The sequence below is a fragment of the Helicobacter sp. UBA3407 genome (genome assembly GCF_949747025.1).
Taxonomy (GTDB): domain Bacteria; phylum Campylobacterota; class Campylobacteria; order Campylobacterales; family Helicobacteraceae; genus Helicobacter_D; species Helicobacter_D ganmani.
Window position 1 is genome coordinate 1 of the sequence record NZ_CATKCB010000164.1, and the last position, 10856, is coordinate 10856.

At 37.7% G+C, this 10856-nt stretch carries 14 protein-coding genes and 1 pseudogene; 12 read left to right on the forward strand and 3 right to left on the reverse strand.

Going from position 1 to position 10856, the window contains the following annotated elements:
* The 4 genes from Q1553_RS06195 to Q1553_RS06210 form a co-directional block, all read left to right on the forward strand.
* On the forward strand, nt 1-630 hold a 630-nt coding region (locus Q1553_RS06195), incomplete at its 5' end, for an EF-Tu/IF-2/RF-3 family GTPase (protein ID WP_300842822.1).
* On the forward strand, nt 630-1013 hold the full coding sequence (gene rbfA, locus Q1553_RS06200; RefSeq protein WP_115551408.1) for a 30S ribosome-binding factor RbfA: 384 nt from the start codon (nt 630-632) through the stop codon (nt 1011-1013). The genes Q1553_RS06195 and rbfA, both read left to right, overlap by 1 nt.
* Complete coding sequence (rimP, locus tag Q1553_RS06205) at nt 997-1455, forward strand: ribosome maturation factor RimP (RefSeq protein ID WP_297577925.1); 459 nt, start codon at nt 997-999, stop codon at nt 1453-1455. Before rbfA ends, rimP begins: the two co-directional genes overlap by 17 nt.
* Nucleotides 1449-2540 carry a dihydrofolate reductase family protein gene (locus Q1553_RS06210; protein ID WP_297571391.1) on the forward strand — a complete coding sequence of 364 codons (1092 nt, stop codon included), beginning with the start codon at nt 1449-1451 and terminating at the stop codon, nt 2538-2540. The genes rimP and Q1553_RS06210 overlap by 7 nt, the downstream gene beginning before the upstream one ends.
* Nucleotides 2541-2601: 61 nt before the next feature.
* Here Q1553_RS06210 and Q1553_RS06215 read toward each other — a convergent pair whose 3' ends face one another.
* The 3 genes from Q1553_RS06215 to Q1553_RS06225 are packed head-to-tail and all read right to left on the reverse strand — an operon-like array spanning nt 2602 to nt 4568.
* A complete protein-coding gene (locus Q1553_RS06215; protein WP_115551410.1) occupies nt 2602-3501 on the reverse strand; it encodes a LysR substrate-binding domain-containing protein in 900 nt (299 codons plus the stop codon).
* A complete protein-coding gene (gene rsmD / locus Q1553_RS06220; protein ID WP_115551411.1) occupies nt 3491-4099 on the reverse strand; it encodes a 16S rRNA (guanine(966)-N(2))-methyltransferase RsmD in 609 nt (202 codons plus the stop codon). Before rsmD ends, Q1553_RS06215 begins: the two co-directional genes overlap by 11 nt.
* Nucleotides 4092-4568 carry a hypothetical protein gene (locus Q1553_RS06225; protein ID WP_298495808.1) on the reverse strand — a complete coding sequence of 159 codons (477 nt, stop codon included), beginning with the start codon at nt 4566-4568 and terminating at the stop codon, nt 4092-4094. Before Q1553_RS06225 ends, rsmD begins: the two co-directional genes overlap by 8 nt.
* Nucleotides 4569-4707: 139 nt before the next feature.
* Between Q1553_RS06225 and aroQ the strand changes: the two genes are divergently transcribed.
* From aroQ to Q1553_RS06265, 8 genes and pseudogenes are all read left to right on the forward strand, one after another.
* The gene (gene aroQ / locus Q1553_RS06230; RefSeq protein ID WP_115551413.1) at nt 4708-5202 is read left to right on the forward strand and encodes a type II 3-dehydroquinate dehydratase; all 495 of its coding nucleotides are present in this window, start codon (nt 4708-4710) and stop codon (nt 5200-5202) included.
* Between the two features lie 17 nt (nt 5203-5219).
* The gene (locus Q1553_RS06235; RefSeq protein ID WP_115551414.1) at nt 5220-6263 is read left to right on the forward strand and encodes a M24 family metallopeptidase; all 1044 of its coding nucleotides are present in this window, start codon (nt 5220-5222) and stop codon (nt 6261-6263) included.
* Nucleotide 6264: 1 nt separating this feature from the next.
* Nucleotides 6265-6924, forward strand: coding sequence for a 2-amino-4-hydroxy-6-hydroxymethyldihydropteridine diphosphokinase (gene folK / locus Q1553_RS06240; protein ID WP_245944214.1), 660 nt, complete (start codon nt 6265-6267; stop codon nt 6922-6924).
* The gene (gene flhF / locus Q1553_RS06245) at nt 6921-8363 is read left to right on the forward strand and encodes a flagellar biosynthesis protein FlhF (RefSeq protein WP_115551415.1); all 1443 of its coding nucleotides are present in this window, start codon (nt 6921-6923) and stop codon (nt 8361-8363) included. The genes folK and flhF overlap by 4 nt, the downstream gene beginning before the upstream one ends.
* 2 nt (nt 8364-8365) lie before the next feature.
* A complete protein-coding gene (locus Q1553_RS06250; RefSeq protein WP_115551416.1) occupies nt 8366-9223 on the forward strand; it encodes a P-loop NTPase in 858 nt (285 codons plus the stop codon).
* An 18-nt stretch (nt 9224-9241) separates the two neighbouring features.
* Nucleotides 9242-9637, forward strand: a complete 396-nt coding sequence (locus Q1553_RS06255; RefSeq protein WP_115551417.1) for a hypothetical protein — start codon at nt 9242-9244, stop codon at nt 9635-9637.
* The gene (locus tag Q1553_RS06260; RefSeq protein WP_115551418.1) at nt 9621-10325 is read left to right on the forward strand and encodes an RNA polymerase sigma factor FliA; all 705 of its coding nucleotides are present in this window, start codon (nt 9621-9623) and stop codon (nt 10323-10325) included. The genes Q1553_RS06255 and Q1553_RS06260 overlap by 17 nt, the downstream gene beginning before the upstream one ends.
* Nucleotides 10318-10856: pseudogene (locus Q1553_RS06265) on the forward strand (flagellar motor switch protein FliM); the annotation flags it as partial. The gene Q1553_RS06260 and the pseudogene Q1553_RS06265, both read left to right, overlap by 8 nt.

Consider the following 10856-nt stretch of genomic DNA (forward strand, 5'->3'; position numbering starts at 1 on the left):
GCACAAGGGCAGCTCAAAAACCTGCCCGCCATTATCAAAGCAGACACACAAGGAAGCTTAGAGGCAATTCGCGGAAGCTTAGAAAAACTACAAAACGAGGAAGTGAAAGTCAATATTATTCATAAGGGTGTGGGCGGAATCACAGAAAGCGACTTGGCTCTTGCGGGGGCAAGTGCGAATTGTGTGATTTTAGGATTCAATGTGCGTCCAACAGGAAGCGTAAAAAATAAGGCGAAAGAACTTGGAATCCAAATCAAAACCTATTCCATTATTTATTCGCTTTTAGACGATATTAAAGCCTTGCTTGGCGGCTTGCTCTCACCTGTTTTAGAAGAAGAAAACACCGGACAAGCGGAAGTGCGCGAGACTTTCAATATTGCCAAAGTCGGAACGATTGCCGGTTGCTTCGTAACTGATGGCGTAATTCAAAGAGGAATCAAGGTGCGCTTAATCCGCAATGGTGTCGTGATTCATAATGGCAACATTACTTCACTCAAACGTTTTAAAGATGATGCACGCGAAGTGGCAAAAGGCTTTGAATGTGGAATTATGCTAGAAGATTACAACGACATTCAAGTCGGCGATGTCTTTGAAACCTATAAAGAAGTGGAAAAACAAAGGACGCTTTAATGCAAGACATTAAGCTTGCTCGCACACAATCTTTACTGAAAGAGATTCTACCAAGCGCATTAGCAAACCTCAATGACACGCGCCTAAATTCTCTCAATGTAATAGAGGTTAAATGTTCGCGTGGTAAATATTTTGCCGAAGTTTTCCTAAACGCTCCTTTTGCAACCCAACAAGAAAAAGCAGAGATTCTAACCCAACTCAAAAAAGCACGCGGAATTATCAAGGAATATTGCTTAGAAGAAACGGGCTGGTTTCGTTGTCCAGACTTCAAATTTAGCTTTGACACAACCTTAGAACAAGAAAATCGTTTGGATAAAATCTTTGATACACTCCAAAAAGAGCGCGAAAGCAAACAAAAGGGGAAAAATGACACTTGCTCCTGATTTAGAAATCAAAATCAAAATATTAATAGAAAGTCTAGGTTTTACTCTTTATGATATTTTTAATATTAAAGAAAATGAGAATCAGATTTTGCGTATTTGTATCACAAAGTCAAATAGAGAGGATTCCGCTAGTGTAACACTTGAAGATTGCCAAGAAGTAAGCCTTGCTCTTTCGCCTTTGCTAGATGTTGAAATGCCAAATTCTGAAAAGTATTTTTTAGAAGTTAGTTCACCCGGAATTGAACGCACGCTTAGAACCCTTGCACATTATCAAAACGCCATAGGAGAACTTGTCAAAATCAAAACCATAGACAAAAAAGAATTCAAAGGCAAACTTTTACAAGTGAATCAAAACACTCTTACCCTAGAAGATACTCAAGCAAATATGCAAATAATCCCACTAGAGTCTATCAAAAAAGCTCAAACCTACTTTGAATGGTAGTCTCTCACGTGCAAAATATAGGCACAGATGAATTTTATTTGAATCTTTGCTTGCAAAGTGCGTGGCAAAACCAACTCATCACACTGCCAAATCCCGCTGTAAGCGCACTCATATTAGACCAATATGGCACAATTTTAAGCCTAGAATCGCACCAAGAATGTGGCAAACCACACGCAGAAGTGCTTGCTCTTCAAAAAGCCTATGCAAAACTAAGCGGCGATTGTGAAATCTTGCGACTAAGCGATTCTGCGCAAATCCATCAGTATTTGCTCAAATGCTCCCAAAATCTTTTTAATAAGACTACGATTTATGTCAGCCTAGAACCTTGCGGTAGTCATAAATGCGGTAGAACTCCCTCTTGCACAAGTCTTTTAAAAGCACTAAAACCAAAACGCATTATTATTGCCACACAAGATAGAAGCCAAAACGCTAAAGGCGGGGCGGAGGAACTAGAACAATGCGGAATCCCTGTAACAAAAGCTTGGGAAACAAAAAACTTAACTTCCATTCATCAATGCGCAAACTCTCTCTTGTATCCCTTCAATGCCCTGCAAACAAAAGGGCGATTCTTACTCTACAAATATGCTTGCAGGCTAGATGGTAGCATTAATGGCGGACAAATCAGCTCAAAAGCAGCCCAAAGCAAAATGCACGATTATCGTGCAAAAGCAGATTTTTTGCTCCTTTCTGGCAAAACAATAAGAGAAGATAAGCCGACACTTGATGCAAGATTTGCAAGTTTGGAATCCAAACGCCCTCCAAATATCTTAATATTAACGCGTGATAATAATTTCTCTACTGATGCACCACTTTTTGATATACCAAACAGAGAGGTAAAAATATTAAATCAAATAAACCCTACATTACAAAATATTAATGGGTTTATAATGTGTGAGGGCGGAGCAGAACTCCTAAGTGCATTACAGCCACATATAGATATGCTTCTTGTGATTTTACAACCAAGCTTTAATGCAGATTTTACTCTCACAATGCGCCTAAGACTTTCCTTTCATCTTGTCCATAGTATGCAAATAGGAGAAGATTTGTTTTTATGGCTTTTACCCAAAAATCAACCAATGCTTTAATTCTTTGCATTTGTATCCCTAATGAGCAAAACAATCCGCTGCGTCCTTTGCAAGATTCCATTTATTGCTTGCTTTGCTCCAAAACATATTCCTCAAATTTTAACAAAATTGGATTATGAAGCTGACTTCGACGCTTAAGCGAATAAAAAGATTGCTCTAGGGGTAAATTTTTAATTTTAATGGGGAATAAGACTTTATTTTCTAACTCTTTTCTAATAGCAATTTCAGAAAAGACAGACAATGCGCCCTCACAAATCACCAAATCCTTAATTGCTGTTGTGCAATTTAGCTCAATAAAAATTGGAATCTCAACCCCGAGTTTTGCCAAAGCACCCACAAATTGTTCCCTCTGCCCCGAACCATATTCTCTCAAAATCCACATCTTGTCTAGTAAATCCTTAATGTCCCTTGTGCGCGAGGCGAGAATAAAATCATTGCTCGCCACAATCAAAGAATCCGTATGCAACATTTCACTCACCAACCCTTCGGTGCTCGCATATTGCGAAGAAATATCTCCCTCTACAAGTGCCAAATCCACCGCACCTTTTTTGATTTGTTCAAAACATTCCTTAAAATGAGCAACCTGTAATTTCAGCCTAACTTTTCTGTGTGTTTTGGCAAACTCAAAAACAATTTTAGGCAAAAAATATTCACTAATTGTATGCGTTGCAACAATACTTAATTCTCCTGTAATCTCTTGAGAATCTGTGCGCTCCAAACTCTCAAGACTTGCATAATATCCTTGCACTACCTCTAGCCACATTCCGCCTAGAAATAATGCTCTTGAAGTTGGCACTAGCTTCTTTCCAATGCGTTCAAAAAGCGGAAAACCCGCAAGTTTTTCTAATCGCTTCACCACTATGGATACATTAGGTTGTGAGATAGAGAATCGTTCGGCTGTTTGTGTAGGACTTTTACTCTTTAACAAATCTAAAAATATCTCTAAATCCTTAATTTTCATTTTGCACCCCTGATTCAAAATAGCTCAAAGAACTCCTACCAAATTTCTTCGTTTTTATGAGCGTAAAACTACCAATATGCGTTGGAATCTCCAAAGAGGAAATATGCTCCAACACAAGCAAATCAAAAAGATTTTTATCCAAATCCTCTATCATTTGATAACATCTTTCGTAAATATCTTGCATTGTGTTGCGCACATTAAAAGGTGGGTCAATATATCCAATACTAGGGGATTTCAATATTTTCAAAGCAAGCTTATAATGATTAAAAGTATCGCCCAAGAAGACACGATAGTTTTCATTGTTTTGACAAGTACTTTGCAAATTTGCTTTTAAAATCTCGCAAGCCTTTTTATCACTCTCAAAAAACAATGCAAATCTTGCTCCACGACTAAGTGCTTCTATCCCGATACTTCCGCTCCCGGCAAAAAATTCTACAAAACTTGCTCCCACAATGCCACTATTTAAAGTATTAAAAAACGATTCCTTTAGAATTGCTTTAGAAGAGCGCGTCGTATCCAAAGAAGCCATTTGCAACTTGCGTCCCTTATAGATTCCACCTAAAATTCTCAAGGTAGATTTGGGAGGATTTTTAAGCATTTTTGCCCTTATAATGCTCCAAAACAATCGTTTGAATTTCTTTTGCAAAACTGCGTAAAACTTCCTCAATTTTCGTATTCAAATCAGAATTCTCAAAAAGAGGCGGAATCTCTTGCTTTAAATTATCCAAACGATTAAAATCACCAAAACCACTAGAGCTTGACTTAATAAAATCCTCTCCTTGCAAATCCTGATAACTCCTAGATTCCTCATTTTGCGATTCTTGCATTGCTCTGCCTCTGATTTTTCTATCAAAAGCCTCTAGTTCTTGTAGTAGAATTTCTCGCGTAAAAGGAATCTTAAGGTTTGCCTCCTCAAAATCTCCGATTAAGAATACAGGTTTTTGGGATTCTACAAGTTGTGTTGCGACGACAAAATCACAAAGCTTATAACTTGTAAGATATTCCTTTAAATACATCTCCAAACTGCGGTCTAACAACAAAGAATCGCAAATCAGCGCAATTTTCATAATAGAATCCTTACAAAGTATTTTATCAATTATAGCGGAATCTTTACAAAAATTTTAGAATTTTTATCAAGCTTAAGCGCAAAATTCTTGCATTTAGAATCTTTTTTGCTATAATTTAAAAATTTTAAAAGGAGCAAAAATGAAAGCAATGGTAATCCAAGGTCCCAATCTCAATATGCTAGGGATTCGCGACCCGCGTATCTATGGACCAGCAAAGCTTGAAACAATCCACCAAAACATCAAACAACACGCTGAACAAATCGGCTTAGAGGTGGATTTTTTTCAAAGCAATTTTGAAGGCGAAATCGTAGATAAAATCCAAGAATGCTTAGGACAATACGATGGAATTATTATCAATCCCGCCGCTTACTCACACACTTCTGTTGCGATTCGGGACGCAATTTCTGCTGTCAATTTACCAACGATTGAAGTGCATATTAGCAATATTCACTCAAGAGAAGATTTCCGACACAAAAGCTTAACTGCTGCGGTATGCGCTGGCGTTATTGCGGGCTTTGGTCCAATGGGTTATCATCTTGCTTTACAAGGACTTGTTCAGATTCTCACTGAATTAAACGCAATCAAAGAAGCGCGCAAGCAAGCGGCTGCACAAAACGCACAACCCCAACAATAACACCCTAGGAGGGCAAATTGGAAAACTTTATCATCAAAGACGAAAATGCCCTTTATTTTGAAGTGGGTTATAGTTGCGATAACGCTCTTTTTATCGCTTATGGCAAGCAGGGCTATTTCATTACCGATGGACGTTATCAAACCGAGGCGCAAGAGTCTATCAAGCAAGACAAATATGCTGTGGAGATTCTTATTTCTCGTAATCTTATTCGCACTGCACGTGCAATTTTCAAAAAATACGAAAAATCCACCTTTTACTTCAATCCACAAGAATTTTCAGTATTTGCATTTGAAAAGCTAAAAAATAATCTTAAAATTAACTTTATTCCTAAGCTAAACTTTCACCAAGAAAAACGAATCCTCAAAACTGCACAAGAAATAGAGCTTTTACACCATTCTCAAAAGCTCAACTTCAAAGCTTTTGCCAAGTTTGCGCAATTCCTTAGCGAAAAGGGTGTAGATTGCGAAGAATCTTACCTTCATTTCAAAACGCAAGAATTTTTGAGTAAGCAAGGTAAATTTGATTTAAGCTTCAATCCCATTGTAGGAATCAACAAAAATGCTGCAAAACCGCACGCCCTGCCCTCAAACGACAAATTGCAAAAAGGTGATTTATTGCTTTTTGATGCGGGATTGAAATACAAACGTTATTGCTCTGATATGACACGTACAGGGTATTTTGGCAAAAATGGAATCTGTTTTTCTAAAGAACAAAAATTCAAAAACAAAGAGTTGCAAAAAATCTATGACATTGTGCTAAAAGCCCAAGAATGTGCAATCAAAGGCGCAAAAGTAGGAATGCTTGCCTGCGAAGTAGATGCTCTTGCGCGTAATGTGATTGAAAAAGCGGGATATGGCAAATATTTCGTGCATTCCACAGGACACGGAATCGGACTAGATATCCACGAGTTGCCTGTCATTTCGGCACGCTCTCAAACGATTCTGCAAGAAAGTATGGTATTTTCTATTGAGCCGGGCATTTATATTCCCCATCATTATGGCGTGCGCATTGAAGATTTAGTCGTATTACAAAGAGATGGTGCGCGTGTGCTTGGAATCTAAAATGCAATCATTTTCGCCCCATAAAACCAATTGTTTAACTTCCAAAAAGCAGAAATTCTACTGCACCAAATCACAAAATTTGCATTACTTTGGAATCAAAACCTACCGACAAATCAAAATAAACCCTAAAATGACGCGTCTAATTTATGCACTTCCTCCCCTACAAGGTAAATTTTTTGCATTGCAATCCAAGACTCCGCGATTCACTCTTGTGCGCCCACCCAATCCCTATCGTTCTTTTAAGGCATACCAACAACTTAAACAATACGCAATTTTAGGAATCGGGGCAAATTGTGGCGAATGTTTAATTACATTTTGGAAGCTTTTTAAGAGGTTCAAAAAGAAAAATGTTATAATTTCTTTTTCATCTATTTTAAAAAATCCAGCTTTTGGCTGGGAAGCACAAGCAGATTTTTATAATGCAGTTTTATGGGTAAAAACTAAGCTTGGCTATGTAGAATTTTGGAGTTTTTGTGCGTATTTAGAACGTATGTTTGGGCGGAATCGCAAACGACCTTTTAAAAATGCTCCGCGCACTTTGGATATTGATATTATTGGTTTTAAAAATCAATTCTTACGTTTTAAACATTTACAGATTCCACATATTGCGTGGTCTCTTAGAGAAAGCGTGAGGATTCCATTACTAGAGAGGAAGGTATGAAACTATTTACTTATACGGGAGAAAGTTCAGCTGCAGCCTTAGCGCAAGCCAAAGCCGAGCTTGGCGATGAATTTTCAATCATCTCACAAAAAAAATTAAGTGAGGGAGGATATGAAATTTCTGTCGCCATTAGCGAAGAAGACTTAAAAGAAGCTAAGGTTAAAGCTGAACGAGAAAAGCAAAAAAATGAAACCTTAGCAGCAAAAAGCAATAGTATTGCTGATAGATTGGAATTGATTGCACAAAAGGAGTTAGAAAAAAAACGTATGGCACAAACTCTATCTAGCACGCTCCCCGAAGATGTTTCTTTACAACTTTCCGATGCAGTGCGCCAAATCTCGCAGATTGCTGGCGTTGCCTCTAAAATTCCTCCAAAATCTCCTTATCCAACACCTCTAGCGCAGATTCCAAAAGAATCTTCCTCTCAACCCCAAAACAAAGAGAAAGAAGAAAGACCAAAGCAGGCGCAAAACAACAAAGAATCGCAAATAGAAAACAAAAAGAAAGAATCCTCACTTGAAAATAATGATTTGCGCTTGATTCGGGGTGAAATTGATAGACTAAACGACAAACTCAAACTTATCCAAAATATGTTTTGGGAGGAGCGAGGACCCAAACGTGATGGGCTAATTATCCCGCACGAATTTGCAGAAATTTACAGAATCACCAAAGCAAGTGGTATGGCAAAAGAGCATTTAGAAAAGATTATGCAGCTGACTTTGGAATTAATGCCCATTAAAATGCGCGAAAACTCTGTGCTTATCAAGCGATATTTTAGAGAAGTTTTGCGCAAAATGGTATATGCAAGAGCAGAGAATCTAAGCAGCAATGCCAAAAACATTATGATGTTAGTTGGACCCACAGGAGTGGGCAAAACAACGACTTTAGCAAAACTTGCCGCACGTTATTCAAGACTTTTAAACAAAAACTACAAAGTAGGAATCATTACTTTGGATACTTACCGAATCGGTGCAGTGGATCAATTAATGTTTTATGCTAAAAAGATGAAATTAAGTATAGATACCGTAGTAGATACAGAGGAGTTTGTTAATGCGCTAGATTCCTTGAAATATTGCGATTATATTTTGATTGATACGGTGGGCAGCTCACAGCACGATAGGGCGAAGCTAGAATCCCTCAAAAGCTTTGTCAATGCCGACCCAAATACCAAAATTGATGTGAGCTTAGTGATGAGTGCAACCACAAAATACGAAGACTTAAAGGATATTTATCATACTTTTTCTACTTTAGGAATTGACACCTTGCTTTTTACGAAACTAGACGAAACGCATAGCTATGGCAATATTTTTTCTTTGATTTACGAGACTAAAAAACCGGTAAGCTATTTTTCTATTGGTCAAGAAGTGCCAAACGATTTGAATGTTGCGACAAGCGATTTCTTGATTGATTGCTTGCTAGATGGGCTTATTAAAGGCTAAAAATGAAAAACCAAGCGGCAAACTTAGAATTGCTTTTAGAATCTCCAAAAATCTCTAATACAAAATTTATTACCATCACAAGTGGTAAAGGTGGCGTGGGCAAATCTACTTTTAGCGCGAATCTTGCTTATAAACTTTGGCAGCTAGGCTTCAAAGTCGGAATCTTTGACGCAGACATTGGGCTAGCAAATTTGGATATTATGTTTGGTGTGCGCTGTGAAAAAAATCTTTTGCATGTGCTAAAAAATCAAGCAAAACTCAAAGATATTATCATACCTATTGAGCGGAATCTCTATCTTATCCCGGGCGATTCTGGCACAGATATTTTTCGCTATAAGAGCGAATTTATGTTTGAAGCCTTGATTGAGGATTCTGCATTTTTAGACAACTTAGATTTTGTTATCATTGATACAGGTGCAGGGATTGGCGAATACACGCAGACTTTTTTAAAAAATAGTGATGAGGTAATCGTTATTACGATTCCAGACCCTGCGGCAATCACAGATGCTTATGCGACGATTAAACTAGCAGCAAATTTCAAAGAACGTATTTTTATGCTAATTAATATGACAAAAAATAATGCAGAAGCACAAATGATTTTTCAAAAAGTGCAAAAAATCGCACAAGCAAACATTAACAATATCAAATTGGAATTTATTGGTGAATTGACCAAAACATCATTGATTAATCATTACAGCAAAAATCGCGGAATCTTTGTTAAGTTGGAGCCAAATTCCTCCTCTTCAATGGAAATTGAAGAGATTGCACGCAATCTTGCCAAAAAAATGGAACGAAATGTGCTAGTACAAGAAGATAAAAGATTTGGTAAATTCTTAAAAAAGATTTTGGGTCATTTTTAGGAAATGTAAGGAAACAAAATGTCTTTAAAAATGGATAATTTTCTAAGTTTTGCGATTGTGAATGGATTTTTTATCGGACTCTTATTATCCTTTTTGAAATTTGATGAACCAGAAATGATTGTAGCAGGAACGCTTATCTCAACGATTGGATTCTATTTGATTACTTTAGTAAGCGTTTCATTGTTTGTGCGATTTTTGGGCAATCAAGAGCATATTATCAGGAGACCTGCATATAATGATTTGCTAGAAGAATACATTGAAGAGTTTGATAAACGCGAAAAAGTAACCAACAAGATTCGTGGATTCTTGCGCACAATGGAAAAAACAATGCGCGAAGATGAGGAGGAAGAAGCACGGACAAACAAAAATAAAAAACACGAAGTAGAAAAGAATAACTATGCTGACGACTTCTAATGGGTACCAAACAGCATTAAAACAATCGCAAGATTCTCTAGCATTAGACTATCTTCCTGCGCTCAAAGCAATGGCTTTTCGCCTAAAGGAACGATTGCCTGCAAGTGTAGATTTTGCGGATTTGGTATCTATTGGCACAGAAGAGCTTATCAAGCTAGCACGCAAATATGATAGTAAGGTGAGCGAATCTTTTTGGGGTTATGCAAAGCCCCGTGTGCATGGAGCTATGCTTGATTATTTACGCAGTCTAGACAATGTTTCGCGTCAAACGCGCACATTGATTAAACGCGTAGATAAAGCGATTGCAACTTACTATAATACACATCAAGAAGAGCCAGACAATGCTTATCTAAGCGAGATTCTAGGCGAAGAAGAAGAAAAAATCAAAGAGGCAAGAATTGCGAGCGAAATTTATGGTGTAATGCCTTTAGAAGACCAATTAGGTGGGGAGAGCGAAGAGACATTAGAACGTATAGAAAAAGAGGAGTTGGTTGAAATCATAGAGCAGATTTTAGAACAAGCAACACAAAACGAACAGCTTGTGATTCAACTTTATTATTTTGAAGAATTAAACTTCAAAGAAATTAGTGAAGTAATGGAAATTACAGAATCAAGAGTTTCTCAACTGCATAAGGCAGTGATTCGTAAAATTCGTCAATACCTTGAACAAAGGGGGCTAAATGGCTGATATATTAAGTCAAGAAGAAATTGATGCGCTATTAGAAGTCGTAGATGATGATGGTGCGGAAGCCGAAATCGCAGAAAAACCAACGACTGTTGTCCAACAACACCAAATTACTCTTTATGATTTCAAGCGTCCAAACCGCGTTAGCAAGGAACAACTAAGAGCTTTTCGTGGAATCCACGACAAAATGGCAAGGGCACTTTCTAGTCAAATTTCGGCAATTATGCGCTCTATTGTAGAAATTCAGCTCCACAGCGTGGATCAAATGACCTATGGTGAATTTTTGATGAGCTTGCCAAGTCCTACAAGCTTCAATGTTTTTTCTATGAAGCCTCTTGATGGCACAGGGGTTTTGGAGATTAACCCCAGCATTGCCTTTCCAATGATTGATAGATTGCTTGGAGGCAAAGGCGACCCTTACGAATCCACGCGTGAATTTAGCGATATTGAACTAAATTTGCTAGATACAATCCTGCGTCAAATGATGCAGAATCTCAAGGACGCTTGGGCACCTGTTACAGAGATTTTTCCCAC